This window comes from Corynebacterium sp. A21 (assembly GCF_052266655.1).
Lineage (GTDB): Bacteria > Actinomycetota > Actinomycetes > Mycobacteriales > Mycobacteriaceae > Corynebacterium.
Genome location: NZ_JBQPQY010000001.1, coordinates 110543 through 136295, shown reverse-complemented (window position 1 = coordinate 136295; position 25753 = coordinate 110543). Strand labels below are relative to the sequence as shown.

General features: G+C 62.2%; 20 protein-coding genes. 12 read left to right on the top strand and 8 right to left on the bottom strand.

Translation table 11 applies throughout. From position 1 onward, the window contains the following. Positions 1-349 precede the first annotated feature (349 nt). Positions 350-775, bottom strand: a complete 426-nt coding sequence (locus ACTU46_RS00555) for a hypothetical protein (RefSeq protein ID WP_443377977.1) — start codon at positions 773-775, stop codon at positions 350-352. A 440-nt stretch (positions 776-1215) separates the two neighbouring features. Here ACTU46_RS00555 and ACTU46_RS00550 point away from each other — a divergent pair, with 440 nt between their 5' ends. Then, positions 1216-1518, top strand: coding sequence for a BRO-N domain-containing protein (locus tag ACTU46_RS00550; RefSeq protein ID WP_443377976.1), 303 nt, complete (start codon positions 1216-1218; stop codon positions 1516-1518). A 51-nt stretch (positions 1519-1569) separates the two neighbouring features. Here the strand turns inward: ACTU46_RS00550 and ACTU46_RS00545 are convergent, their stop codons facing one another. Further along, the gene (locus tag ACTU46_RS00545; RefSeq protein WP_443377975.1) at positions 1570-2187 is read right to left on the bottom strand and encodes a DUF4352 domain-containing protein; all 618 of its coding nucleotides are present in this window, start codon (positions 2185-2187) and stop codon (positions 1570-1572) included. Positions 2188-2584: 397 nt separating this feature from the next. Between ACTU46_RS00545 and ACTU46_RS00540 the strand changes: the two genes are divergently transcribed. Further along, a complete protein-coding gene (locus ACTU46_RS00540) occupies positions 2585-2992 on the top strand; it encodes a VOC family protein (RefSeq protein WP_443377974.1) in 408 nt (135 codons plus the stop codon). A gap of 99 nt (positions 2993-3091) precedes the next feature. Here the strand turns inward: ACTU46_RS00540 and glcB are convergent, their stop codons facing one another. Further along, complete coding sequence (glcB, locus tag ACTU46_RS00535; RefSeq protein ID WP_443377973.1) at positions 3092-5314, bottom strand: malate synthase G; 2223 nt, start codon at positions 5312-5314, stop codon at positions 3092-3094. A 548-nt stretch (positions 5315-5862) separates the two neighbouring features. Between glcB and aceA the strand changes: the two genes are divergently transcribed. Both aceA and ACTU46_RS00525 read left to right on the top strand, forming a co-directional pair. Next, a complete protein-coding gene (gene aceA / locus ACTU46_RS00530) occupies positions 5863-7170 on the top strand; it encodes an isocitrate lyase (protein ID WP_443377972.1) in 1308 nt (435 codons plus the stop codon). A gap of 273 nt (positions 7171-7443) precedes the next feature. Then, positions 7444-8136, top strand: a complete 693-nt coding sequence (locus ACTU46_RS00525; RefSeq protein ID WP_443377971.1) for a thiamine biosynthesis protein — start codon at positions 7444-7446, stop codon at positions 8134-8136. A gap of 94 nt (positions 8137-8230) precedes the next feature. On the opposite strand, the gene ACTU46_RS00520 is transcribed toward ACTU46_RS00525, so the two are convergent. Further along, a complete protein-coding gene (locus ACTU46_RS00520; RefSeq protein WP_443377970.1) occupies positions 8231-9583 on the bottom strand; it encodes an aspartate aminotransferase family protein in 1353 nt (450 codons plus the stop codon). 85 nt (positions 9584-9668) lie between these two features. Continuing rightward, positions 9669-10949: an alpha/beta fold hydrolase gene (locus ACTU46_RS00515; RefSeq protein WP_443377969.1), complete on the bottom strand. Its 1281-nt coding sequence runs from the start codon at positions 10947-10949 to the stop codon at positions 9669-9671. Between the two features lie 31 nt (positions 10950-10980). On the opposite strand from ACTU46_RS00515, the gene ACTU46_RS00510 reads away from it, so the two are divergent. Then, positions 10981-11733, top strand: a complete 753-nt coding sequence (locus ACTU46_RS00510) for an aldose epimerase family protein (protein ID WP_443377968.1) — start codon at positions 10981-10983, stop codon at positions 11731-11733. Here the strand turns inward: ACTU46_RS00510 and ACTU46_RS00505 are convergent. Beyond that, entirely contained in the window at positions 11730-13190 is a 1461-nt protein-coding gene (locus ACTU46_RS00505) for a YeeE/YedE thiosulfate transporter family protein (RefSeq protein WP_443379354.1), read from the bottom strand. The two genes, ACTU46_RS00510 and ACTU46_RS00505, sit on opposite strands and share 4 nt — an antisense overlap. Positions 13191-13556: 366 nt before the next feature. Between ACTU46_RS00505 and ACTU46_RS00500 the strand changes: the two genes are divergently transcribed. Next, the gene (locus tag ACTU46_RS00500; protein ID WP_443377967.1) at positions 13557-15329 is read left to right on the top strand and encodes an FUSC family protein; all 1773 of its coding nucleotides are present in this window, start codon (positions 13557-13559) and stop codon (positions 15327-15329) included. A gap of 119 nt (positions 15330-15448) precedes the next feature. Here ACTU46_RS00500 and ACTU46_RS00495 read toward each other — a convergent pair whose 3' ends face one another. Together ACTU46_RS00495 and ACTU46_RS00490 are read right to left on the bottom strand one after the other, a co-directional pair. After that, entirely contained in the window at positions 15449-16018 is a 570-nt protein-coding gene (locus tag ACTU46_RS00495; RefSeq protein WP_443377966.1) for a metallophosphoesterase family protein, read from the bottom strand. Beyond that, positions 16015-16656: a DsbA family oxidoreductase gene (locus ACTU46_RS00490; protein WP_443377965.1), complete on the bottom strand. Its 642-nt coding sequence runs from the start codon at positions 16654-16656 to the stop codon at positions 16015-16017. The genes ACTU46_RS00495 and ACTU46_RS00490 overlap by 4 nt, the downstream gene beginning before the upstream one ends. Positions 16657-16929: 273 nt before the next feature. Between ACTU46_RS00490 and ACTU46_RS00485 the strand changes: the two genes are divergently transcribed. From ACTU46_RS00485 to ACTU46_RS00460, 6 genes are all read left to right on the top strand, one after another. Next, positions 16930-18897 (top strand): BCCT family transporter, encoded by a 1968-nt coding sequence (locus ACTU46_RS00485; RefSeq protein ID WP_443377964.1) that lies wholly within the window; start codon positions 16930-16932, stop codon positions 18895-18897. A 216-nt stretch (positions 18898-19113) separates the two neighbouring features. Beyond that, complete coding sequence (locus tag ACTU46_RS00480; protein ID WP_443377963.1) at positions 19114-20115, top strand: hypothetical protein; 1002 nt, start codon at positions 19114-19116, stop codon at positions 20113-20115. Positions 20116-20147: 32 nt separating this feature from the next. Continuing rightward, the gene (locus tag ACTU46_RS00475) at positions 20148-22031 is read left to right on the top strand and encodes a chorismate-binding protein (protein ID WP_443377962.1); all 1884 of its coding nucleotides are present in this window, start codon (positions 20148-20150) and stop codon (positions 22029-22031) included. Next, a complete protein-coding gene (locus tag ACTU46_RS00470; RefSeq protein WP_443377961.1) occupies positions 22028-22753 on the top strand; it encodes an aminotransferase class IV in 726 nt (241 codons plus the stop codon). Before ACTU46_RS00475 ends, ACTU46_RS00470 begins: the two co-directional genes overlap by 4 nt. 231 nt (positions 22754-22984) lie before the next feature. Next, complete coding sequence (locus ACTU46_RS00465) at positions 22985-24256, top strand: alpha/beta hydrolase (RefSeq protein ID WP_443377960.1); 1272 nt, start codon at positions 22985-22987, stop codon at positions 24254-24256. A gap of 90 nt (positions 24257-24346) precedes the next feature. Beyond that, the gene (locus ACTU46_RS00460) at positions 24347-25693 is read left to right on the top strand and encodes an alpha/beta hydrolase (RefSeq protein WP_443377959.1); all 1347 of its coding nucleotides are present in this window, start codon (positions 24347-24349) and stop codon (positions 25691-25693) included. Positions 25694-25753 lie beyond the last annotated feature (60 nt).

Genomic DNA, 25753 nt, shown 5'->3' with positions numbered 1-25753 from the left:
CTTCTTCCAACCTTTTCCAACCTTTTCCCGAGGTTGGAAGGACTCATCCTTGCAGGTGAGAGGGGGTTTCCGTGGCCCTTTCTTCCAACCTTCCAACCTATTCCTTTAGATAGATATTAATAAATAAGTAGGGGTAGCCCTGTGGGGATTTGAGAGTTTTAACCCTGAGGTTGGAAGGTTGGAAGATTCCACCGATAAACTACCTCTCACCTGCGACAATGGCGGATCTCAAACCTAAAGAGGTTGGAAGGAGGTTGGAAATAGGTTGGAAGAGGTTGGCATGAAGGGGTCCACCTAGAAGGGGTGCCTATATAAGAGGTCAATATATACCTATGTATGGAAGGGGTGGCTACCCAAGGGGTGCAGTGCCTTCATAGGGGTGTTTGATGGTCCGGCGCTTGCATTCGTTGACCTTTTGGCCGTCGATTTGCAGATCAGCGAGCCATTCGCCAACGAAAGCATCCGCGACCTTCGGCGGGATCGCCACGATCACCTGATCGTCATGGATCATCACGCCGGAATCGACGTAGACATTCCGCGAGCCGTCCCAGTAGGACACCTGGTCCACGGTTGATCCGGTGATTCTCGCGAGAACGTTCTTACCTGCGGCGGTAATGCCATAGGTGACTTGAGCGTCCAGCGGGGCCGTGCCGATGAAGTGCCATTCCACAGTGACCGGGGTTCTGTTCTCACTGCTCACGATGACTGAGGTGAGTTGATAGTCAGTGGCGTTGGCAGGTTTGGTGGCCATTGCGGTACTTGAGGAATTGGTCATATGTCCAGAATAGCGTGAGGGTCGGAAGCGTGAGGGTCGAGCCGATCGACAGCGGTGACGTGCTCCGAAAAACACGCGAGTGTATTTGGCCCCCGGGAGGGACCCCTACCCCACCCCTCATTCGCGGTGCCCTTCGGTGCTGCTCTTTTTCTAGCGCGACAGTTCAGAGATATATCGCTATATAGGGTTGTATTTAGCAGTACGAGCATACTGTTAAGCCCTACCAATCAATAAGTGCGGCTCCAGAAGGCCGTTGGCGGCGCTGGGGATCTCCGGTGGCACCCTCATGCTCCCTGAAGCCCTCAGACTCTCAGCCGAGCAGCTGACCTAGGTTCTGAGTCGATGACATCCGCCTGGCACCCGCCAACACCGTCCAGCCGTCCACCGCCAACGAGGTCGAGGTCGAGATCTTCGACTTCCACGGAAACCAGATCCGCGTCGTGACCAAGGAAGGCCAGCCCTGGTTCGTCCTCTCTGACCTCGCCAAGGTCATGGGTATCGGCAACGTAACTGAGCTGAAAAAGCGCCTTGACCAGCATGGCTTCAGTCAGACTGAAGTCACCGATTCGATTGGTCGCAAGCAAAAGCAGATCGCAGTCAACAAGGCGAACATGTATCGAGTCATCATGCGGTCCGACAAGGCTGAGGAGGTCTCGATGATTCAGCGCTCTGAGAAGGGCAATCAGGCACGCCGGTACTTCATTGAGATGGAGAAGGCGTACAAGGAAACCCCGACACTGTGAGACGGTGCGGTCTCTACGTGCCGGGGTTTAGTCTTACTTGTTTCTAGAGTCCTAGAGGTTAGCGACCCAGACAGCCTGTTCGCTGCTGAAGCTCAGGCCCTCTTCAAAGGTGAGGGTGTACTCGCCTGCTGCTCCATCGGACTCAAAGCAGACCACGCCGGACTTGTTGCCGCCGGGGCCAACCTCAACGGAGTCATAGTCAGTTTCGCTGCCAAAGGCCTGGGTGATGGTCACGCCATTCGGGTCTGCAAGCTTCCAGTCCATCAGGCCGTTGAGAGTAAGGGAGTCACTGTCACTGGTGTTGACGAAGGCTACGTCCACACAAAGGTAGGAGCCAAGAGCGTCAGAGGTCTGACGGAGGTTACTGGCGGTCACGTCAGCCTTTTTCGTGCTGACCGTTTCGCCAAGTGCTGCGGGGCCAGACCCTTCGGGTGCTGCCTGGCCTGCACCGTTGGAATCGCCGTTGCTTGAAGATCCATCGTTGGCACTGCTGGAGTCATCGCTTCCGCCGGAGGACACCGCAATGATCACGACAATGATCGCAATGATGGCGAGGGGGAGGATGCAGCCGAGTCGCTGATAGAAGGGCTTCTTCTTCTTGGCGAGTTCGTACCCCTGCGGGATGTACGGCTGATTTGGGTCATGCGGGGGTTGCTGCGGTGTAGACATGAATGATCTCCTAGGGAAATGATGCCCCTAGCTAAAAGCGAGCGGCGGGACAGAGTGTCACCCGAGGATGCTAGTCCCTTTGGGTTACCTGAGTATAAGATTGAAATATATTCAGAGAAATGGGGGTATTTTGCTGTGATTGGCAAAATCAATCAGATTCTTACGTTCCCTGACCCCGGTAGCGTTCACTTACCCCCGAGGTGCGTTGCCGGGGTCAAGGTGGGGTGAGGGTGAGCCGCTGAAAGTAGTTGCACACGGGGGCTTGTTGCATGCTGGATTGCACGACACGATTTCCCAGAAGTCATTTAGCTCCTTGACCTGCGGGAACACTGTTTACCCTCCAGACCGATCAGAAATCAAGAAGCCGGCCCCCGGGCGGCACCGTAACGTGACAGCCATGGACATCAAGATTCAGAATTCCTTCCTCCCGCACACCGACCCCGAGGCATCGCTGACGTTCTACCGTGACGTCCTCGGCTTCGAGGTCCGCAATGACGTCGGCTATGAGGACATGCGGTGGATCACCGTCGGCCCGGCCGGACAGCCGGACACCGCCATCGTGCTCCAACCCCCGGCCATCGATCCCGGCATCACCGAGGCGGAGCGGGCCACGATCCTCGATCTGATCGCCAAGGGGGTCTACGCAGGAGTCATCCTCTCCACCGACGATCTGAACGGCCTCTTCGAGCGGGTTGTCGCTGGCGGTGCCGACATCCTGCAGGAACCGATGGACCAGGATTACGGCGTCCGCGACTGTGCCTTCCGCGACCCGGCCGGCAACCACATCCGGGTCAACCAGGCCTGACCCCCTAACCTTTTCGACGCCTCTGCCTGCCGCATCGATGCGGCAGGCAGAGGCGTCGAAAAGCATGTCAGGAGTTTCGTCTTCTCCTGGCCGGAGTGCTTAGTTCAGCCCCTGGCGTGCCTTGAACTCGCGGCGACGGGCGTGCAGGATCGGCTCGGTGTACCCAGAGGGCGAGACCGTGGAGTCCGCCCCCTTGAGGATCAGATCCTTGGCGGCCTGGAAGGCGATGGACGCCTCGAAGTCCGCTGCCATGGGCAGGTAGGTCGGGTCCCCGGCGTTCTGCTTATCGACGACCCCGGCCATCCGCTGCAGCGACTCGAGGACCTGCTCCTCGGTGACGATGTTGTGGGTCAGCCAATTGGCCAGCAACTGAGAAGAGATCCGCAGGGTGGCGCGGTCCTCCATCAGGGCGATGTCATGGATATCGGGAACCTTGGAGCAACCGACCCCCTGCTCGATCCAGCGGACCACGTAGCCGAGGATGGACTGACAGTTGTTGTCCAGTTCCTCCTGCTTCTCCGCCTGGCTCCAGTCGGTGCTGGGGCTGACCGGAACGGTGAGCAGGTTGATGAAGGAGTCCCGTCGACCCGCTGCCTTGAGTTCCTCCTGGACCGCGAAGACATCGACGCGGTGGTAGTGGGTGGCGTGCAGGGTCGCACCGGTGGGAGAAGGAACCCAGGCGGTGTTCGCACCCTGGCGCGGCTGGGCGATCTTCTCCGCCAGCATCTCCCCCATCAGCTCCGTCATGGCCCACATTCCCTTACCGATCTGGGCCTTCCCTGGCAACCCACGGGCAATGCCGGCATCGACATTGTGGTCCTCATAGGCCGGCTTCCACGGAGCGGTCTGCATATCAGCCTTGCGGACCATGGCGCCGGCCTGCATGGAGGTGTGGATCTCATCGCCGGTGCGGTCGAGGAAGCCGGTGTTGATGAAGGCCAGGCGCTCACCGACGGCCATGATGCAGGCATCGAGATTGACGGAGGTGCGACGCTCCTCATCCATGACGCCCACCTTGAGGGTGTTGTGCTGCAGGCCGAGCAGATCCTCAACCCGGCTGAAAAGCTCGTTGGTGAAGGCGACTTCCTCCGGGCCGTGCTGCTTGGGCTTAACGATGTAGATGGAACCGGTGCGCGAGTTACGCCTGCGGTTGATCGGCTCGATGCCCGGGATGGCACAGAGTGCGGTGATGACGGCATCCATGATGCCTTCCTGGATCTCCTGGCCGTCGACCATGATCGCCGGGTTGCTCATCAAGTGACCGACATTGCGGACGAACAGCAGGGAGCGTCCGTGCAGGCGGATCTCGGAGCCGGTACGGGAGATGTAGGTGCGGTCATCATTGAGCGCACGGGTGAAGGTCTTGCCATTCTTGGTGACCTCCTCGATCAACTCACCGGAGTTCAGCCCGAACCAGTTGCGGTAGCCCTGGGTCTTGTCCTCGGCGTCGACGGCTGCGACGGAGTCCTCGAAGTCCATGATGGTGGTGACCGCCGCCTCGAGGATGACATCCTTCAGACCAGCCGGGTCATCCTGCCCGATGGGCGAAACCGGATCGATCTGCAGCTCAAGGTGCAGCCCGTTATTGCGCAGCAGGATCGAGGAAGGATCGTAGAGATCACCGGTGAAACCGAGGTAGGCCTCCTCATTGACCAAGCCATGCTCACCACCGGAAACGTGGGCGACCAGGCGTCCCTCGGTGATCCCGTAACGGTCGACATCGACGTGGCTGGCCCCCTTCAAAGGAAGGACATCATCGAGGAACGTGCGGGTCCACTCGATGACCTTCTTACCGCGGGCCGGGTTATAGCCCTTGCCACGCTCAAGGCCCTCGGTCTCCGGGATGGCGTTGGTGCCGTAGAGCGCATCGTAGAGCGATCCCCAGCGGGCATTCGCGGCGTTGATGGCGAAACGGGCATTGGTGATGGGAACAACCAGCTGGGGGCCAGCGGTCTCCGAGATCTCGGTGTCGATGTTGCGGGTGACAATCTGCCCGACGCCCGGTTCATCAACCAGGTAACCGATCTCGGTGAGGTAGGCCTCCAGGTCCGCCGGGTCCGGCTGGCCGGGGTTGTCATGGTGGTACTGATCGAGCTGGCTCTGCAGCTCAGCGCGGCGGGCCAGCAGGGCACGGTTGCGCGGGGTCAGATCGCGGACAATCTCCCCGAAGCCCTGCCAGAAGGCCTCCTGGTCGGTACCGACGTGCGGGAGCACGGTGTCATTGAGGAAGTCGTGGAGGACCTTGGCGACCTCCATGCCACCTGCAGTGACGCGCTCGGTGGTGTCGGTGGTGGTGAGGGTGGTCGTGGACTGCTCGGACATCTCGGACTCCTACTGCATGGGGAAACGGTGGGGACTGCTGTGCGGATCCCCTTCAGCCCCTGGTGCGGGGTTTTCGGAAGAAGAGGATCTACTCAGACACGCATTCCGTTGCGGTGCGTTGGGGAAAGGCTAAGTGATGGCCGTCACGAATCAAAGGGTTTAACGAAGTTCGCCCCACACTCACCCCCGTTTCAAGAAGATGACCATGCTGACAATTCTGTTAATTTCCAGAAAATCGAGACTACCGGCACAAATCGCAATACTTGGCGAACTCCAGCTCAGGGGCCATGCGGCGCGAAAATTGTGAATATTTTAAAAATCTTACCTTTGCAAACTTTGCACAATCACCCCTCACCCCCGCACAGAAGTTAAAGCCCGGAAGCCATTGACGAAGATCACGCCATCGAGCAATCTGTGAACCACGCCACCAAGGCAGCATGATCGAAGTCACACCGATTAGGTGAGACTGAAGTACCGCCGACAGGCAGTTCTCCTCCATCAGGCTTGAAGCATTCGAAAGCCACCAGACTTTAGGAAGTGACCCCGATATGAGCACCACCGGCCAGGCACGTACCGCAGCAGAGATCCAGCAGGACTGGGACACCAACCCCCGTTGGGCCAACACCACCCGCGATTACACCGCCGAGCAGGTCGCTGAGCTGCAGGGCACCGTCATCGAGGAGCACACCCTCGCCCGCCGTGGCGCCGAGATCCTCTGGGAGGGCGTCAATGGAGATGACTACCTCCACTCCCTGGGTGCACTGACCGGCAACCAGGCGGTCCAGCAGGTCCGCGCCGGCCTGAAGGCTGTCTACCTCTCCGGTTGGCAGGTCGCCGGTGATGCCAACCTCTCCGGCCACACCTACCCCGACCAGTCGCTCTACCCGGCCAACTCGGTGCCGCAGGTGGTCCGTCGCATCAACAACGCCCTGCTGCGCGCCGATGAGATCGCCCGCTCCGAAGGCGACGATTCCATCGACAACTGGCTCGTCCCGATCGTCGCTGACGGCGAGGCCGGCTTCGGCGGTGCCCTCAACGTCTATGAGCTGCAGAAGGCCATGATCGGTGCCGGCGCTGCCGGTACCCACTGGGAGGACCAGCTGGCCTCCGAGAAGAAGTGCGGCCACCTCGGTGGCAAGGTTCTGATCCCGACCCAGCAGCACATCCGCACCCTGACCTCGGCTCGTCTGGCCGCCGACGTCGCCAATGTCCCGACCGTGGTCATCGCCCGCACCGACGCCGAGGCCGCCACCCTGATCACCTCCGATGTGGACGAGCGCGACCGTCCCTTCATCGAGGGCGAACGCACCGCCGAGGGCTACTACCGCCTCCGCAACGGCATCGAGCCCTGCATCGCCCGAGCCAAGGCCTACGCCCCCTACTCCGACCTGATCTGGATGGAGACCGGCACCCCGGACCTGGCAGTGGCCAAGCAGTTCGCCGACGCCGTCCACGAGGAATTCCCCGATCAGCTGCTCGCCTACAACTGCTCCCCCTCCTTCAACTGGTCCGCACACCTGGAGGCAGATGAGATCGCCAAGTTCCAGAAGGAACTGGCTGCCATGGGCTTCAAGTTCCAGTTCATCACGCTGGCCGGCTTCCACTCCCTGAACTACGGCATGTTCGACCTGGCACACGGCTACGCCCGCAACGGCATGACCGCCTTCGTCGACCTGCAGAACCGCGAGTTCCAGGCCGCCGAAGAGCGTGGCTTCACCGCTGTCAAGCACCAGCGCGAGGTCGGCGCCGGCTACTTCGACAACATCGCCACCACCGTTGACCCGAAGTCCTCCACCACCTCATTGAAGGGCTCCACCGAGGAATCCCAGTTCGAGACCGCTGACGCCACCGTCTAGGTTCTTGAGAAGGCCACTACCGCAGCAATGCTGAAGTAGTACCGCACTGCCGCCGCCTCGCCCCAGGGCTTCATGCCTGGGGCGAGGCGGTTTTCTCCGTGGCCGGCGGGTGGTAGCTTTCCGGCGGGTGACAAGCCCTGCGGTGAGCAACTGGGCCGCTCCCCGAGGCACACTCCTATATATAGGCATCGGCGGAAGCCAGGGAAAAGCGCTCCGAAATACCCTAGGCTTTCTTGGACACCCTGAACGCACTCCCGAAAGGCTCCTGTGAAGATGAAGAATCGGCTCCGAATCCTGCCTGCCATCGCGGCCACGCTGATGCTGACCGCAGGTCTCAGCGCCTGCTCCACTTCCGAGGAAGCCACTGATGGTCCAGCTACGGGTCCGGAGAATTCGGCGAGCAGGAGTTCGGCGACCGTGGCCTCCGAGGGCCCGGAAAGTCCCGAAAGTTCAGTGACCTCCAGTAGCTCCGGGGAATCTTTGGCGAAGGAGTCCAGCGAGACCCCCACTGCGGCCGAACCGGTGGTCGGGGATGCCGCGGACAGCGCCGGCATCGCACTGGGTGGTCCCGGGGAGGCAGCTCTCGCTGGCGCAGAACTCGTGGACATCAGCGCCACCCCCTACTCCGATATCAAGACCGCGGATCAGATCACCCTGCAGATCTCAGGTCTGAATCCGGAGCTCGGCTATCATGCCGCCATCTGTGCCGCCGAGCAGCCCCAAGGTCCCGGCGCACCGAATTGCACCGGTGGGTCCGTTGATTCCGCCACCCAGATCTGGCTCAAGAATGAGGGTGGCACCGACGCCATCTCCCCGGCGGGCACCGCTGAGTTCACGCTGGATGCCGCCACCACCGGCGAGGGGTTGGACTGCCACGTCGACGCCTGCGTGATCAAGGTCTTCGGTGATCACGCCGAGGGCTTCCGTAATGTCGCTGATCTGCCGGTCAGCTTCGCTGCCGCGTAGCCACGATTCCGTGAGTACCCGCTCTGGCGGGCACCCCAGCAAAAGACCCGGTCCCCCAGCACCAAGGGAGAACCGGGCCGATACCTTAGGTCAGTTACTCGGCGTAGTGGTCGATCTCGCCGAGAGCCTGGTCAATGATCTCCAGACCACGGACCAGATCTTCCTCGCTGATGATCAGCGGCGGAGCGATGTGGGTGCGGTTGAAGTGGGTGTGCGGCCACAGGCCCCGCTCCTTGCAAGCGGCGGTGTACTCGGCCATCGGCTGATTCTCCTCCGGCTTCGGAGCGAAGGGTACCAACGGCTCCCGGGTGTCCTTGTTCTTGACCAGTTCAATCGCCCAGAACAGCCCCATACCGCGGACATCGCCGACGATGGCGTGCTTCTCTTTCATCGCTTCCAGGGCCGGCTTGACCACGCGCTCGGCCATGTCATTGATGTGTTCGAGGAGGTTGTCCTCCTTGAAGACCTCGAAGGTGGCCACCCCCGGGGCGCAGGCCAGCGGATGGCCGGAGTAGGTCAGTCCGCCCGGGTAGGCCTTCTCGGCGAAGGTCTCGCGGATCCGGGAGCTGATGATCACACCACCGAGGGGAACATACCCAGAGTTGGAGCCCTTGGCGAAGGTCAGCAGATCCGGTTCCACGTCGAAGGCCTCTACAGCGAACATGGTGCCCATGCGGCCAAAACCGATCATGACCTCATCGGCGATGTAGAGGATGCCGTACTTCTCGCAGAGATCCTTCAGTCCCTTGAGATAGCCGGGCGGCGGAATGAGCACGCCGTTGCCACCGACCACCGGTTCCATGAGGATGGCGGCGATGGTGTTCGCCCCCTCCAGGATGATCTGCTCCTCCAGGTGCGCCAGCGCACGCTCGCTCTCCTGCTCCGGGGAGTCGGAGTGGAAGGGTGAACGGTAGGTGTAGGGGCCGAAGAAGTGGACCACTCCAGGATCGGCGGGCGGGGTCGGCCAGCGACGCGGTTCACCGGTCAGCGTGATCGCCAGGTTGGTGCCACCGTGGTAGGAACGGTAGGCGCTGAAGATCTTCTGGCGTCCGGTATGCAGCCTGGCCATCCGCACCGCATGCTCCACGGCATCAGCACCACCATTGGTGAAGAAGACGTGGTTGAGGTCCCCCGGGGCGGCTTCCGCAATCAAGCGGGCCAGCTCGGTGCGGGTCTCTTCGGCGAATCCCGGCGCGATGGTGGCCAGGCGGTCGGCCTGGTCCTTGATCGCCTGGATCAGCTTCGGATGACCGTGGCCGAGGTTGGCGTTGACCATCTGGGAGTTGAAGTCCAGATAACCATTGCCCTCATAGTCATAGAAGGTGGAACCCTCTGCATACGCAATCGGCAGTGCGTTGACCTTGTCCTGGGCGGACCAGGAATGGAAGACATGCTTGCGGTCGTTCTCGGCGATCTTCCGACCGCGCTCCGGATCGATGTGGTTCATATAAACCTGGGTCTCCTTCTTATCTCGGCGTCTTTCACCCGAGTGTAGGAGAAAGTCCCGCAGCTCACAGACGATTCAGGTCGGCTCAGTGATCCTGCACCATGGAATGCAGCCGGCGGAAGATGGCGGCCCCGTCCTGGCGGATGCCATCGTGCTGGTGTTCATTGGTGATCCAGGGGCGCAGGTCCCGATAACGCTGCGCGGTGCGCAACGAGTGCTCCAGCGGCACGAAGATGTCATCGACGTAGATCGCGGCAGCGCAGGTGGTGCCGGCTTCGGCAAGCACCGCGGCGTCGTAAAGCGGGGCCCAGTCCTCGGCCTGCGCGAGATCTTCGGCGACCCGGCGGAAGGGTTCCAGCGCTGGGTCCTCGTCGAACTGCCAGGGGAAGATGTGCTCGCCGGTCAGGTAAAAGGGTTCCCCCTCGCGCGGGTCGAGGTTCTGGTCGAAACCGGGGATCTCCTCGCTGATGCTCTGGGCCGCCCACGCGGTGGGCCCCGGGACCGTACCTGCGTAGATGCTCTCGTGGGTCGCGGCGTAGAGCGGGGCCTCGGCGAAGCTGACCCGGGTTCCGATGTCGAGCAGAAAATCACTGCGCAGGCGTTTCTCGCCACGGTACTCCCGGAAGGGTTCCTCCAGCAGGTAGGCCAGTGCATCGAAGCCGGTGCCGCGGCCGAGCTCACTGCCGATGGTGCGAAAGCGGCGGGAGCTCAGTTGCTCCCCGGTAGCCAGCAGTTCCTCGGTGTTGTTCAGATGGTGGCAGATCTCGCGGATCCGGTCCTCCGCCCAGGGGATCTCGGCGTAGAACGTCTCATGCCGGGTGGCCAACTTCGAGAAAGTGCCACGGTAAATATCATCGGCGTGCGCATCGGTGCTCGGCAGGCCTCCGGTGAGGTAGGCGAAGTCCACTGATTCCGGATGGGTGGAGAGGTAGGTGGTGATGCAGAAACCACCGAAGCTCTGCCCCATCAGCGACCACCGCCGGATCCCCAGGGACTGGCGCAAGGCCTCACAGTCCGCGACAATCTGATCTGCCCGCAGCAGACGCAGGTGCTCGGCGTCGAGGTAGGGGCTGGCGGCGTCGATACGCTCCGAATGCCCGGTACCGCGCTGATCGAGCAGGATCACCCGGTGACTGTTGAGCGCCTCGCCGAGCCAGCCGCCCAGATCCACCGGACGTGGTGCGGGGAAACCAGGGCCACCCTGAAGATAGAGCAGCACCGGAAAATCCTGGCCACCCGGCGGGGTGATCTCGCGGGCGAAGATCTCGAGGGTCTCCCCCGGACTCCGGTGATTCCAGGGGACAGTGAGCCGGTGCTCACGGAACTGGTGGCCGAGACGGGTGGACAGAGAGGTACGTAGTGCCATGCAGCCTAGTTTATGCCGCTAATCTGGCAGCATGTCTGAAATCCTCAGCGCCGGGCCACTGCAGTACACCGCCCACGGCGCCCACCTGACCGCCGCCGACACCCAGCTCGGCGACCTGCTCTACTTATCGACGACCGCGACCTTCGGGGAGGGTGACTCCATCCGCGGCGGGGTGCCGGTGATCGCCCCCTGGTTCAATGATCTGCTGGGCTTCGAGCCCGCCCACGGCTGGGCGCGGCGCAAGAATTGGCAGGTCGAGGAGGCCGAAGGTGGCTTCGACGCCAAGCTCACCTGGCGCGGCATTGAACTGGTGATGACCACCCGGGCCACCGCCGACGGCTTCGCCCAGACCCTGACCGCCACCAATCTCGGACAGAAGGAAGCCACCATCCAGCTGGCCTTCCACCCCTATTTCCTGGTCTCCGATGTCACCAGGATCACCGTGGAAGGTGCCACAGACACTCCCCTGAACTTTGATGGCACGCTTTTCGACGAGGCCTTCGCCGTGGCCCCCACCCAGGACATGGCCACCGATGCGCCGGTGCGCATCATCGATGAGGAAGCCGGCCGGGTGATCAGCATCTACGGCTACGGCTCCGATCACACCGTGGTGTGGAACCCGGGCGAGGAAAAAGCCGCCACCATGGCGGACGTGGGTCCGGATGAATGGCGGCAGTTCGTCTGCGTCGAGCCGACCAAGTTGGGTGCGGGGCGGGGCGGAATCACCCTGGTGCCCGGTGCCGGCGCCACCCTAGGAATGCTGGTCGGCGCCTCGGCGCTCTAAGGCGTTGAGTTCTTCTTCACGGTGATCTGCCAGCTGGCATCACCGGTCTCCCGGAAATCCGTCACCTCGTGGCCGTCTTCCGCCGCCCACTGCGGAATCGCCTCGGTGGCTTGGGTGCAGTCAAAGTCGATGACCAGTGACTGCCCGGAATCCAGGTCTTTCATCACATCTTTGGCCTCGATCAGCGGGAAGGGACAGACCGCGCCGAGGGAATCCAGCGCAAAGTGGTCATTGCCCAACGGACGGGTCTTGTCGCTGCGGCTATTCACCGGTTTCAGGCTGACCAACCCGGTAGCCACCTTGATGCCGCCGAAACCGTGGGGTACCGGTGCAGTGCTGTCGCTGTTGAGCGGGTTCACCGGCAGGACCGCATCCTCTGCGGAAACCACGGTGTTGTCCAGGCTCTGTTCGGTGGAGTAGGTACCGGACTCCGGGCGGGTGGTGGCGGCACTGGCCTTGGCCGGCCGGAGCCAGATCTTCGCGGCGACACCGACACCCACGGCGATGGCCAGCAGGGCGATCCACCCCTGGAAGCTGAAGAGGCTGGTCTGGACCATACCGTTACCGACGGTGCAGCCGCCGGCCAGGGAGGCCCCCACACCCATCAGCAATCCACCGCCGATGGCTCGGGTCGTGGTCGTGGCATCGGGCACTCGCACCCGGAACTCACCGGTGGTCTTGGCGGCGATGAAGGCACCGATCAGCAGCCCCAGAACCAGCATGACCCCCCAGTTGATGTACTGGGTATCACCGGTGACCGCGTACTGCAGGGTATTCGCAGTCGGGGTGGTGATTCCCAGGCCGCTGTTGCGGCCGGCGGCAGCGGACAGCGGCCAGGCGATGACGCCGATCAGACCGATCAGGGCACCGGCGGTGTAGACGTGCAGCGGCTTCTTCCAGATCGGCTGGTTACCCAGGCGGGCGATCTTGGGCAGTTTGGCTTCCTTGACCAGGAAGTGGCGGACCGCCACGATGGTCAGAATCGACAGCGCGATGGCGAACCACCAGGGTGAGATGCCGAAGAGCTCGGGAACCGTGGTCAGCCCGGAATCCCAGCTACCCATCCAGGTGTTGAAGCCGGCCAGCGGCCCGGTGCGCATGGCTGCCGAAGAAAGTGCGTACATCGCCAGGGCGATCCAGGAACCCACCAGACCTTCGGCCGAGCGATACCAGGTGCCGGAGGCACAGCCACCGGACAAGATGATGCCGATCCCGAACATGAACCCGCCGAAGATGACCGCGATAGGGGCGAAGGTGTCATACGTCGGGGTGATGATTCCGGCGGAGGTCAATGCGGCGATCCCGACAGCGTGCACCGAGATCACGACGAGCAGTCCGACGAAGGTACGCCAGGAGCGTTGCAGGAAGATATCGCGCAGCATGCCGGTGACACAGAACCTGCCCCGTTGCATGACGGCGCCGAGGGCAGCGCCCACGGCCAGGCCGGTGATGATCATGGCGAACCAGCTTTCTCTCACTAATGAATTCTCTTGGATGGCTACTGAATGGGAGACGCTTAAAGGTAGCCCCTGAATGGCACATTTGTCTAGATATTATAGACCGAGTTGTATATTAAGGAATCCCTGGTCCGCAGCGGCCAGCCAGCCCGGAATAGGATTCCCAGGGAAATCCCCGCATCGGGGTGGCCCGCCACACTCCCTTGTCGGCAGAGCCTGAGAATCACGCCTATAAGCCTATAGAAATAGCAGGTCACGGGACTAAGATGGAATTCAGTGATCCCGTTGCCACCGGCCAGCCCCGGCGACAACGGTTCCACCATTTAATGAACTATTGACCGATAGCTAAATTGCCAGGGAGCCCCCTTGACCGATCCCCAACCAGAGAAGAATCCGGAACAACCGGCCACCGCTGAATCCATCCCCACCAGCGAACAATCACATACCCCGGCAGAGCCGATTCCCGCCCGCCCCAGCCCGTGGCAGCTACTCACCGCCTTCCACAGCAGCGGACCTCGCTGGCCTGGCGCCCTGCGCGCCGCGCTGGCCGTGACCCTGCCAGGCTTGGTTGCCCTGTTGCTCGGCTTCGAAAATGAGATGCTGCTCATAGCGGCCGGTGGTTTCGCTGTCATCTACGGTGAGGGACACCCTTTCCGGGTGCGCTGGAAGGTGATGCTCACCGCCGGTGTCCTCATCGCCCTCGGTGCCACCGGTGGCGCCTTCGTTGGTGAATACATGTTCCAGACGATGTCTGCAGGTGGCTCCCATTGGTGGCTCCTGCTCTCTGCCGGCTACACCATCATCATCGCCACGATCGGTGTCTTCCTCCAGAATGCACTGCGTCTGCCGCCACCCGGCAGCTTCTTCATTGTCATGGTCGCCGGTGGCTCAACCATGGTGGCCAAGCTCGGCCTGAACCCGGTAGATGTTGGTCTCTGGGCGCTGATCGGAGTGTCCGCCGCCATGGTTATCGGCATGTTCCCCGTACTGTTCAGCCCGCGCCAACCTCAGGAGCAGGCCGTCAATACCCTGGAGCGTGCGGTCGTCGATTTCGAGGCCGCCGACAAACCCGCCCTGGGCAAAAACCACCAGGCGGAGACCGCACTGGCCAGCGCCTGGGCCGCCCTGGCTGATTCCGGGGCTATCCGAGGTGGACAACTACTCGATGAAACACAGTCGGACCTGGTCCAGCGGGTCACCACCGCGCACCGTCGCCTAGTGCAGGCCAGCGCCATGATCCCCGATGATGCCGCCACCGAGGCATTGACCGACACGCCGAACTACATCGACCTTTCACGCTCCGCCATCCCCCTGGCGCGGCCTTCCGTGGGGTACCGGATCTATCGCTCGATGCACCCCTACAGCCATGCCACCATCACCGCCCTGAAGGTGGCGGTGGCGACCACCCTGGCGGCAGTGGTCGGCATCGGCCTCGGCTTTGATCGACCGGACTGGGCGATCGTCTCGGCGATGCTGATGCTCCAATGGGGCCCAGATCGGGTACCCGGTTCTATTCGCGGTATCCACCGCATGATCGGCTCCCTGGTCGGGGTCCTGCTCTTCATGCTCTTCCACTTCCTCCAGGTCGAAGGCATCACCCTGCTGCTGGCGTTGGCGATCTGCCAGTTCGGTGCTGAGTTCTTTGTCACCCGTAACTACGCCTTCACCGTCATCTTCACCACCCCGTTAGCACTGCTCATGGGCGATTCCCTGGCCACGCCGATGAGTGAGGTCCTGGTCGGACGCAGCATGGAGATTCTCCTATCGATCATCTTCGGACTACTCGCACTCTGGCTGCTCATGCGCAACTCGGAGCCCCGCCACCACGAACGCCTGGTCAACCGCTCCTTCGATGCGATGGGGGCGGCCACCGGGGCACTACTGACCTCAGAGCCGAACACCACGCTGACGGTGCTGCGCGATCTGCAATATGAGCTGCTCAGTGAACGCCGTGCCGCCCAAACCCTGGTGAACAACCACCCGGCGACCGCCGAACAACGTTGGGAGACCCACCTGGCGGTGCAGATGGCCGGCTACAGTCTGCTCGACTACGTCACCGCAAACTCCAACCGTCAACTTAGTTTTGAGGAGATCGTGGAACTCAGCCGAAGGGTCCGCACGGCGCGGGAATTCGTCTGAGTCCCCTCAGGTGTCGTTGAGCCCGACAGCTGAAAGGCTCAACACCGGAAGAACCGGGTACCTCAGGTTCGCTGATCGAACCTGAGGTGCCCGGTTTTCCATCGCTCAATGTCCGGTGCTCAGCCGAAGAGCAGCTGCTGCACGTCCTCCTGCCGCACCGGATGCAATCCCCAGGCATCCAGGCCGACATCGACCTGGCCCTCCGCCACCTGCGGGACTGGGGAATGCAGATGACCATGCACCAGCAAGGGGACGGTCAACCGGAGATCATCGAAACGTGAGGGCATCCCGTCATGGTCCTGGCCGCGACGTGGGAAGTGCGAGAGCCAGACCTCGTGGCCCTGCCAGCGCTGCTTCTGGTACGCCTGGACGGAATCAAAGTACTCCAGGAAGACCCGCTGCCTTTTAAAGGAGCTCTTGTGCAGCGGGTGGCAGGAGTCATGGTTGCCGGCGATCAGGTGCTTCTCGGTCGCCGGCAGATACTCCGCGATCAGCTCCAGGGCACGCTGTTCATCGCAGCTGTCGCCGACGCTGAGATCACCGAGCACCCAGAGCCGGTCCCCCGCCCCGATGCTGTCCCGCAGGTGGGACAAGACGGTTTCATCATGGCGGTCCACATCATCGAATCCCCGTAACCTCGCCACGAATCGGTGTCCCAGGTGTAGATCAGAGGTGAACCAGGTGGTCATTGTGCGGCCACCGCCTGCTCCAGAGCCTGGGTGAAAACCTCCACCGGCTGAGCACCGGAGACCGCGAGCCGGCCGTCAAACACAAAGAAGGGCACGCCCTGGACACCGATCTGCCGGGCGGTGGCGATATCGGCATTGACCTGATCACTGAATTCATCGGAGCTGAGCACACGGTCCACCTCGGTGCGCTCCAAGCCCACCTGGTCCGCAAATTCACGCAGTGTGTCATGATCGGCGACATTGCGCCCCTGAGAGAAGAATCCCGCTTTCACGGTGTCATCCCAGCTGGTGCCAACACCCTTTTCCCGGGCGAGCTGGCCCACCCGGTGGGCGTCCCAGGTGTTGGCGTTGACCCCATCCCGCCAATTGAAGTCCAGGCCCACGGCAGCGGCCCGCTCGGCCAGGCCGGAGACCATGTTCTCCACCTGCTCCCGCGGCATGCCCTTTCCCTTGACCAGGGAGTCCACCATCGTGCCCTGAGGGTCCTTCTCCGCTGCCGGATCGAGCTGGAAACTACGCCAGACAATCTCAACATCGTCCCTGCTCCTGAAGTTTTCGAGAGCCAGGGACAGGTGCCGCTCGCCGACGGTGCAGAATGGGCAGACATAGTCAGACCAGATATCAATTCTCATACTCATGGTCAACGTCCCGGGGCACTGATCAATTCCCCGAGTCTGGCCGCTAACCTCAATACCCCACTAGGATCTTGCTTGGCTTCGCAGCGTGCTCGCGACGACCGGGAAGACTTCTCCATGGAGTTCATTTCTGAGCCCGACAGTTTATTCTGAAATCGGCTCCACCGGCCCTGTGAAATGGTCTGCACCCTACCTACCTGGGGCAGGGGAATTGGCTTTAGGTCCCGGTGTACCGAATAATGACCCCTTTGCCCGCTATCCTTGATTGGAAGTCCTATGCCAGAAACTTCTGCGCACTCCTCAAGCTCGAACTCCCGCGGTAATACCGCGAAGGCCGCCACTGGCGCCGAGGAGCCTGAACAACCCAAATCGGGTACCCAATACCCGCATGACATCCACCCGGGTCTGGTCCCTGGCATCGGCATCGATGAACAGCGCAACCGCTTCGGAGTGGACTGGGTGGTCTTCGCCATCACCGCCGTCCTCATCCTGGCCTTCATCACCTGGGGTGTGAGCGACCCCCTCGGCGTCGGCGAGGTCTCCGGGATCGCCTTCGACTGGGCGATGACCAACACCGGCTGGCTCCTCAATCTGGTGATGATCTTCGGACTGCTCATCATGGTGGGCATCGGTTTCTCCCGCTTCGGCCGCATCCGTCTGGGTAAGGATGATGAAGGGCCACAGTTCTCCCGGTTCTCCTGGATCGCGATGATGTTCGGCGCCGGCATCGGGGTGGGCATCTTCTTCTTTGGTCCTTCCGAGCCGTTGGCCTACTTCCTCTCCCCTCCGCCGGGGACGGTGGAAGCCGGCACCCCGGCGGCACTGCACCAGGCAGTCGCCCAGGCGAACTTCCACTGGGGATTGTCAGCCTGGGCGCTCTACGCCCTGGTTGGCGGCGCGATCGCCTACTCCACCTACCGCCGTGGTCGGGTGTCCCTGATCAGTTCCGTCTTCCAGCCGCTGTTCGGAACCAAGCAGACCGATGGTCCTGTGGGCAGGATCATCGACATCATGGCGATCATCGCCACCCTCTTCGGCACCGCCGCCACGCTGGGTTTGTCTGCCACACAGATCGGCACCGGCATCGAGATCATCTCCGGGGCCGGCCCGTTGGGCAATAACACCTTGCTGATCATCATCGCGGTGCTCACCATCTTTTTCATCATCAGTGCCGTTTCCGGTGTGGCACGTGGTATCCGCTACCTGTCCAACATCAACGTCTCCCTGACACTGGCCTTGGTGGCCTTCGTCTTCCTGACTGGCCCGACGCTCTTCCTGCTCAATCTCATTCCTTCCGGCATTCTCGTCTACTTTGATGAGCTGCTGCCGATGATGAGTAAATCCCTGTCCTGGGGCCAGGAGACCGTTGACTTCCAGGCTGGCTGGACCGCCTTCTACTGGGCTTGGTGGATCGCCTGGACACCGTTCGTGGGTATGTTCATCGCCCGCATCTCCCGTGGCCGCACGCTTCGCGAGTTCGCTCTGGCCACCCTCGCGGTGCCCACCATGATCATCATCCTGGCGTTCACCGTCTTCGGTGGCGCAGCGATCTGGCTGAACATGCAGGGCACCGAAGGCTTTGACGGCACCGCCAGCGGCGAGAACGTGCTCTTCTCACTCTTCGGCACCTTGCCGCTGAGCTCGATCACCCCCTTCATCCTCATCCTCGTGCTCGCGATCTTCTTCATCACCTCCGCCGACTCCGCCTCCGTGGTCATGGGCACCATGTCCTCCAAGGGCGATCCGGCACCGAAGAAGTACCTGGTGGTCTTCTGGGGACTGTGCATGATGGGTATCGCCGTGGTCATGCTGTTGGCCGGCGGCGAGGACGCCCTGTCCGCCCTGCAGAACCTGACCATTCTGATCGCACTGCCCTTCTCGGTGGTGCTGTTGCTCATGATGGTGGCATTCCTCAAGGATCTCTCGACGGACCCTGCTGCGATCCGCCGCCAATACGCTAAGACGGCTGTGGCCAACGCGGTTATCCGCGGACTCGAGGAACACGGAGATGACTTCGAACTCGCGGTTGCCGAGGCTACGGAAGGCCGCGGTGCCGGCCACCACTTTGATTCCACCTCGGTCAAGGTGACCGAGTGGTATCAGCGCACCGACGAAGATGGCAACAAGGTCGACTACGACTACGCATCTGGCGAGTGGGCCGATGGTTGGACCTCCCGGGAGGAGACTCCCACCAAGCTTGTCGACACCCCGGATACCCCGGAAGACGGGTCCTCAAAGGCTTAAAAGCCTTTCCTCACCTGTTGACGGACTGCTCCTCGCACCCCTTGGGTGCGGGGAGCTTTTTCCTGCTCACCTGGCCCCGGGCGGGCGTCGAGAAGCGCCCCACCCCCCTTTACGAGTCTCAACTTCCCCATTAGGCTGTGACCTAGGTAACTAAATTGCACAGCTAGTGCACCCGCACCAAGGAGAAAAACCTTCAAACCTCAAGGGAGGGGCGAGATGACCACCGTCATTTTCACCAGTATCCAGGCCCGGATCCAACAGGAGCGCGACCCAGTCCGCCGCGCCCGCCTCGGGCAGTTCATCGTGGAAGTCATTCGCCACATGCCGCAACTGACGCTCTCCCAGGCGGCCAGCACCGCCCTGCAGATCGCGGATCATGTGGAACTTCATAGTCATGAAGATCATGCCTCCCTGGTGCAACTGATCCAGAACTTCCAGGTTCGCCCCGAGGTCGAATGGCACGCCTTCGGATACGAGGCCAAGCCCGGCGCAGCGCAGATCACTTTGGAAACTCCCCGGGAGAATCCGGGGTCGCTGCCCCTCCTGCCGAACAACGAGGTGTACTACCTCAAGGAGCACACCCAGCGGAGCAATCGGAGCAGCGATGAGCCGAACCCGCCGATCCATCTACCCAGCTACCGTGATGCCGCCACCGCCTGGCGCAAGCGATTGGGCTACGCCACCGAGCCGAACCTGTCCTATATGGAATTCGGTGCCGGTCGCCCGGTCCGCCGCATCGAAATGCTGGGGAACCTCTGGAAGATCGGTGCGGTAGCTACCTGGGAGCGGGACTGGGAGGGTGAGACCTCTTGGTGCAATATCGAACACCGTCCCGAAACCGGGGACCAACCCTTCCCGATGATGAGCGAGTTGGACTGCTGGTACCACCTGCGGATCCACCACACCATCGAGCGTGACGGTTTCGCCGAGATCGCCCGCTGCCTGGGTGAGATCTTCACCGGCTATCTCCCCCAGCTCTGGGAGGGCGCCAGTGAGGTCAAAGCCGGACAACTGCTCGGCCCGGAATCTGAGGCGGCCGGCTACATCGCCCTGGAGCGGCTGTGGGTGCCCATGCGTGCGCGCCGAACCGCCTGGTACCGCGACTTCGTCGCCGGCACCCCGATGCCCGATGAGTTCCGGTGGGATGTGGTCATCGCCGCAGCGGAACAGATCGAGGACCTGCTGCGAGGCGATACCGAAGAGGTGGTCGCTGCCTGAGCCACCGGCTGCCACGGGTACTCTGAGCTCCCATGAACTCAGATTCCCCGGGGTCCCCCACGCTGCTGCTGATCGACAATCATGACAGCTTCACCGGGATCCTGGCACACCTGGTGCAGGAAGCAACTGGAGTCGCCCCACGGGTGATCAAGCATGATGATCCCGAGCTCAACCCGGAGCTGATCGCGACACAGGACGCGGTGATCATTTCCCCCGGCCCTGGTGATCCCCAGAATCCACCTGATCTGCAGGGGTCTGCCCTGGCGCTGGAACAGGACTCGGTGCCGGTTCTCGGGGTCTGTCTGGGGATGCAGGCCATTGCGGTGGCCGCTGGGGCACGGGTCACCCGGGCACCGTTCCCGATGCACGGGCGCACCAGCCTGATCGATGGTTTCGCCGGACTCACCGGGCCACTGGAGGTCACCCGTTATCACTCGCTGGCGGTTGATCCCACTTCCCTGGGAGACAATCTGGTGGTGACTTCCTGGGCCGAGGATGGCACCATCATGGCGCTCAAGCGTCTCGACGCCCCGCAGTACGGGGTGCAGTTTCACCCCGAGTCGGTGGGTACCCAACGCGGCCGGGAGATGATTCGCGCGCTACTGCAGGACCTGGGTGTCCCATTATCGGAACGGGCCCGATGGAACTCCCGGCGGCTGCCCGACGCTGAGCTACCGGCCCTCGCAGCAGCGTTGGATCCCCCGGCGCTGGGGCTGGTCTGGTTGGACAGCGCCGATGACACCCACCCCACCGGGGCTGAGAGTTTTCTCGCCGCGAATCTGGGGTCCGGAGAATCCGCAATCATTTCGGCCACCACACTGAACACCCGATTGGAGAGCCTTGAGGTGGCCGAGATAATCGGCGGCGGAAGCTATCAGCCGGGCGCCTTCTGGTCCCTGAATTATGAGGGCGATCAGGCCATGTACCTGCGCCCGGATGTGGTTATCCACCAATCCGAGGCGGGGACCTGGCTCTACGCCCGGGAAGGCGTGGAACTTCCGGAATTCGCCGGACTCGCTGCTCCCAACCCGGCGCCAGCTCCGGTGCTGGTGGGAAAACCGCTCGCCGACCATTCACTTCAGGACTACCTACAGGCGGTCGAGGCCTGCCAGGAATTCATCCGGGCCGGTGACTCCTATGAACTCTGCTTGACCACCACCGTGCGGATGACCCTGCTCGATACCCCAAATCCGCTCCGCCTCTACCTCCGGCTGCGTGAACTCGCCCCGGCACCGATGGCTGGATTCTGGCGGATCGACGGGGTGAGTCTGCTCTCCGCGTCCCCGGAACGCTTCATGTCCGTCGACCATCAGGGCCTGGTGTCCGCCAGCCCGATCAAAGGCACCCGCGGACGCGGCCCGGATCAGCGCTCAGATGAAGCCGCCATCGCTGAACTACGCACTTCGGTGAAGGACCGTGCAGAGAACCAGATGATTGTCGATCTCATGCGCCATGACATCGCCACCTGGTGTGAACCCGGATCAGTGCAGGTTCCGGAACTCTGCCAGGTGCACAGCTTTGCCACCGGACACCAGATGATCAGTACCGTCAACGGTCGACTACGCCCCGGGATTCCCGCCCACCGGGTGATCACCGCCGCCTTCCCACCGGGCTCCATGACCGGCGCCCCCAAGGAACGCACCGTGGAACTGCTCAGTTCCCTTGAACCTGCGCCCCGGGGCTGGTACTCCGGCATCGCCGGTCATCTCAGTGCCGACGGTTCGGCGGACTCCGCAGTACTCATCCGCACGGTGGTTTTGGAAGGAAACAGCCTCAGCTATGGCGCAGGTGGTGCGGTGACCATGCTCAGCGATCCGGTGGAAGAGGCTGATGAGGTTCAGGTCAAACTTCTGCCGCTGCGTAGACTGCTCGGCATCGCAGATAATCAGGACAATTGGCTGGAGGAATGGACATGAGTGAACTTCTGGCGGCAGATTCCTTCACGGTGCGCAATGGTCGGGTTCGGGGGCTGAGCCTTCACCTGGAGCGCTTCCGCCGTGCGTGTCTTGCACAGGGACATGAGGTTGAGCCGGCACAATTGCGCGCGCTACTTCGCACCGACCCCCCGATAGCGGGATCACCCCGACTGGAGCTGACTGCCGAAGGGGTGGGCCTGCGGCACCGCCCGGCGCGCCCGGAAACCGATACCGCCACCCTGGCCCCGGTCGGAGTCCCGGATATCCGCTCCTGGCCGAAAATCAAGGGGCCCGATATCCCGGTACTCCAGTCCCTGTTGTCGGAAGTCCCGGAAGATGAGCTCCTCTTGCTCGATGAGGAGGGCACAGTGGTGGAATGTTGTTTTTCCACCCCGATCCGATTCATCCCGGGATCCATGGTTGAGGATGTGCCCTGGATCGCGGAGTTCCCCCTCCACCCGCAGCAGCTGGAGAGCGTGACCGCGCAGTTGGTCCGTCGCGCCCTGCTCTGGGTCGGGGTGGCGGTGATCGAGGCTGCCCCCTTGGCACCGGAGCAACTGCAGGAAGGGCATGTCTGGCTGCTCAACGCCACCCATATCCGTCGGGTGCTCAGCCCGGCGCAGGCCCCGGATTTCTGGCCGCCAGAACTACTGGAACTGCAGCAGTTGGTCACTGAATGGCTGGATACCCGGGCTGAAGCCGTACACCCGCTGGTGAGATAAGACGGGACTCCCGCTGACCTTCCTGAGTGATCACTGAGGGTGGACGACATGAGATGAGCCACCTCCAGTGGAGCTAAAACCCTCAAAGTGCCAGTTCAGCACGGTGTATACACACTGCCACCACTTTGAGAGCATTGCCTCTCACTTCCAAAGGGTGCTAGCTTGAGCAGTTGAATAAAAACTGCCTGAACACTTAAAGAGTGTCGCATGAGATCCCTGGAGGTATTTCACATGATGTCTCGATCCACCTGGTGCACCGCGATTGCCGCTGCCTTGGCCACCACACTGATCAGCGCCACCCCGGTGTTGGCACAGGAGAATGCCGAGGCTGGGTCCTCCGCTTTGGGGTCCTCCGCATTGGGGTCCTCTGATGAAGGTGCCGAGGCAGGCAGCGCGGAGAGTTCCTCAACCGCTGCGCTGATCTCCTCCAACGGTCTCCTCCAGGAACTGGTTGCCACCTCCTCGCAGTCCACCACCTCCTCAGGGCTGGGGATCAGTACGCTGCTCAGTTCCATGAGCCTCCTGGGATCCAGTGAGATGCAGTTCCAGGGGCCGCTGCTCAGTAGTGAGGATGGCTACCCACTCCCCACCGATCCGAGCATCACCACCGCCGAGATCGTGGACCGCACCAGCGACGCCCGAGCTCCCCGCCTGGAACGCTGGTATGTCGCCTCCCCTTCAATGAAGCGGGTGGTTGAGGTGCAGATCATGAAGTCGGCAGATCCGGCGGCACCAGCCCCCATGCTTTATCTGCTCGACGGCATCGGCGGTAACAAGACTTCCTCCGGCTGGATCAACGGCGGTGAAGCCCCGAAGGTCTTCGCCGAGGAGAACGTCACCGTGGTCATGCCGCTGGGTGCGGCCTCCTCCATGTACTCCGACTGGGAGAATGAGGACCCCGCACTGGGCACCATCATGTGGGAGACCTTCCTCATTGAGGAGCTGGCTCCGCTGCTCGAAGCCGAGGAGGAACTCAACTTCAACGGCCACCGCGGTATCGGCGGGCTGTCCATGGGGGCGGCCGGTGCGATGCACCTTGCTAACACCAACCCAGAGTTCTTCGATGGTGTCATTGGTATCTCGGGCTGCTACTCAACCCTGGATACGCTGGGTCGACAGACTGCCCAGCTAATCGTGGGTTCCCGCGGAGGCGATCTCGAGAACATGTGGGGCCCCTTCGGCTCCGAGACCTGGGTGGAGCATGATGTCACCGCTAATCCGGAGGGACTGCGCAATATGGCGGTCTATCTCGCGGCTGCGGATGGTTCCGTGGCAGCTACCGACCGGCCGGTGTATGTGGACCAGCCCTTCTTCAATATGATCGCCGGAGTGGTCCTGGAACGTGGTGCCTATGACTGCACCCGCAACCTGGACCGGGCCATGAAGGATGCCGGAATGGACCACCAGGAGGTCGACTTCAAGTCCGGCGGACTGCACAACTGGGAAAACTACAATGAACAACTCAAGCCCGGCTGGGAGGCCATCAAGGAAGAGCTGTATTAGCACCCGCAGAGACGTACTGTCTCCCCTGCCGGGCGGAGTCAGTGACCGCCCGGAGCTTATTAACTTAGATCCCTCCGGAGGTCACCTTTAATGTCCCGCACCACTTGGCGCACCACCATCGCAACTCTCGCGGTCACCGCCGCTTTCTGTACCACGCCTGCCCTCGCCCAGAGCGCCGAATCCACAGATTCGGATAAGTCCGGCGGCGCGTCCCCTGACAGTTCAAGCAGCCATGAAGACAGCAGCCCAGGTGATTCCAGCGGCGACGCAGCTGTGGGAGATGTCGGGCCGGATTCGGAGATCGGGGCCACGGGTTCCATACAGCCAGGTTCGATGGAATCCGGTTCCTCGGTGGAAAGTGCCCTCGGCGCTCTGCTGCGCACCTTGCTCTCCGGCTCCTCCGGTAGCAGCCTGTCCACCAGTGGCAATTGGCTCAATATCGTGCTTGATCTCCTGCCCCTGGTCGGCTCCTCCGAAGTCACTCTCCCCTCCTCCACCATCCTCGCCACCGGGGACTACCCCAAGGCTGTCGATGAGTCGATCCAGGCTCCACAGCTGATCTCCCGAGTGCCGGAGGAGGGCAACCGCCTAGAGCGCTGGACCATCGCCTCCCCCTCGATGGCTCGCAATGTCGAGGTTCAGGTCATGCTCCCGGCGGATGATTCAACTCCCGCTCCGATGCTTTATCTGCTGGACGGGGTGGATGCCAACACCAAGTCAGATTGGCTGACCTCCGGTCGGGTGGGCACCTTCTTCGCTCAGGAGCAGGTCACCCTGGTCATGCCGACCCAGGCGAAGGCCTCGATGTACTCGGACTGGGAATCCGATGACCCGCATCTGGGCCGGAACATGTGGGAAACCTTCCTCACCGAGGAACTCCCGCCCCTGTTGGAAGCGGAATCAGACCTGAACTTCAACGGCAAACGCGGTATCGGTGGCCTGTCCATGGGTGCCACCGGCGCGGTCCACCTGGCCAATTCCCACCCGGAGTTCTACGGCGGTGTCTTCGGTCTTTCCGGTTGTTATTCCACCCTGGACCCGGTGGGACGCCAGACCGCCCACCTGACGGTGACCTCCCGGGGCGGAACCCTAGAAAACATGTGGGGTCCCTTCGGCTCCGAGACTTGGGCGGAACACGATGTCACCGCCAACCCGGAGGGACTGCGTGACATGGCGGTCTACCTCTCCGCCGCCAACGGTGAGTACCTCTTTGATCCCGAGCGTGACTACTCCAATGTTGATCCCATGACCATGAGCACCGCCATCCTGCTGGAGCAGGGCGCACTGGTGTGCACCCAGGATCTGGATCAGGCGATGACTTCCGCCGGGATGGATCACCAGAAGGTGGAGTACACGGGTGCCGGCGTTCACAACTGGGCGAACTTCCGGCCCCAGCTCGATGCCGCGTGGGACACAATCAGCCCGGCACTGCAGTAGTTTCAGAGCCACCGGCTAGCCGCCACCCGGTGATGTCGACCGCCGCGGACCGCTGGCCGG

Excerpts from the sequence above, each read along its gene's own strand:
- ACTU46_RS00555 (WP_443377977.1), bottom strand. The coding sequence starts at position 775 with ATGACCAATTCCTCAAGTACCGCAATGGCCACCAAACCTGCCAACGCC.
- ACTU46_RS00545 (WP_443377975.1), bottom strand. The coding sequence starts at position 2,187 with ATGTCTACACCGCAGCAACCCCCGCATGACCCAAATCAGCCGTACATC.
- ACTU46_RS00540 (WP_443377974.1), top strand. The coding sequence starts at position 2,585 with ATGGACATCAAGATTCAGAATTCCTTCCTCCCGCACACCGACCCCGAG.
- glcB (WP_443377973.1), bottom strand. The coding sequence starts at position 5,314 with ATGTCCGAGCAGTCCACGACCACCCTCACCACCACCGACACCACCGAG.
- aceA (WP_443377972.1), top strand. The coding sequence starts at position 5,863 with ATGAGCACCACCGGCCAGGCACGTACCGCAGCAGAGATCCAGCAGGAC.
- ACTU46_RS00525 (WP_443377971.1), top strand. The coding sequence starts at position 7,444 with ATGAAGAATCGGCTCCGAATCCTGCCTGCCATCGCGGCCACGCTGATG.
- ACTU46_RS00520 (WP_443377970.1), bottom strand. The coding sequence starts at position 9,583 with ATGAACCACATCGATCCGGAGCGCGGTCGGAAGATCGCCGAGAACGAC.
- ACTU46_RS00515 (WP_443377969.1), bottom strand. The coding sequence starts at position 10,949 with ATGGCACTACGTACCTCTCTGTCCACCCGTCTCGGCCACCAGTTCCGT.
- ACTU46_RS00510 (WP_443377968.1), top strand. The coding sequence starts at position 10,981 with ATGTCTGAAATCCTCAGCGCCGGGCCACTGCAGTACACCGCCCACGGC.
- ACTU46_RS00505 (WP_443379354.1), bottom strand. The coding sequence starts at position 13,190 with ATGATCATCACCGGCCTGGCCGTGGGCGCTGCCCTCGGCGCCGTCATG.
- ACTU46_RS00495 (WP_443377966.1), bottom strand. The coding sequence starts at position 16,018 with ATGACCACCTGGTTCACCTCTGATCTACACCTGGGACACCGATTCGTG.
- ACTU46_RS00490 (WP_443377965.1), bottom strand. The coding sequence starts at position 16,656 with ATGAGTATGAGAATTGATATCTGGTCTGACTATGTCTGCCCATTCTGC.
- ACTU46_RS00485 (WP_443377964.1), top strand. The coding sequence starts at position 16,930 with ATGCCAGAAACTTCTGCGCACTCCTCAAGCTCGAACTCCCGCGGTAAT.
- ACTU46_RS00480 (WP_443377963.1), top strand. The coding sequence starts at position 19,114 with ATGACCACCGTCATTTTCACCAGTATCCAGGCCCGGATCCAACAGGAG.
- ACTU46_RS00475 (WP_443377962.1), top strand. The coding sequence starts at position 20,148 with ATGAACTCAGATTCCCCGGGGTCCCCCACGCTGCTGCTGATCGACAAT.
- ACTU46_RS00470 (WP_443377961.1), top strand. The coding sequence starts at position 22,028 with ATGAGTGAACTTCTGGCGGCAGATTCCTTCACGGTGCGCAATGGTCGG.
- ACTU46_RS00465 (WP_443377960.1), top strand. The coding sequence starts at position 22,985 with ATGATGTCTCGATCCACCTGGTGCACCGCGATTGCCGCTGCCTTGGCC.
- ACTU46_RS00460 (WP_443377959.1), top strand. The coding sequence starts at position 24,347 with ATGTCCCGCACCACTTGGCGCACCACCATCGCAACTCTCGCGGTCACC.